The 300-nt window shown below is 50.7% G+C and carries 2 tRNA genes; both read right to left on the bottom strand.

The features are described 5' to 3' along the window. Positions 1-72: 72 nt before the first annotated feature. Positions 73-148: transfer RNA gene (locus AB4274_RS22045), tRNA-Gly, on the bottom strand. Between the two features lie 56 nt (positions 149-204). Then, positions 205-281 (bottom strand) — tRNA-Met (locus tag AB4274_RS22040). Positions 282-300 lie beyond the last annotated feature (19 nt).

The following is a 300-nucleotide window of genomic DNA, read 5'->3' as shown; positions in this document are numbered from 1 at the left end:
CTACCAAACTGCTCCATCCCGCGTCCGGATGCATTGTTTAAGTCAATGAATCTTGTCTCTAGGAGACTAATTTGGAGCGATACATCGGGTTCGAACCGATGACCTCAACCTTGGCAAGGTTGCGCTCTACCAACTGAGCTAGTATCGCATTAGTTAATCGCTGCTCTTACTGCCTTGGGCAACAGATAGCGCTTAACTGTAATGTGGTTGCGGGAGCCGGATTTGAACCGACGACCTTCGGGTTATGAGCCCGACGAGCTACCAAACTGCTCCATCCCGCGTCCGGATGCATTGTTTAAG

It is taken from the genome of Vibrio sp. 10N.261.55.A10 (assembly GCF_041470825.1).
Classification (GTDB): domain Bacteria; phylum Pseudomonadota; class Gammaproteobacteria; order Enterobacterales; family Vibrionaceae; genus Vibrio; species Vibrio crassostreae_C.
The sequence above is the reverse complement of the archived record's forward strand: the minus strand, read 5'-3'. Positions and strand labels throughout refer to the sequence as shown.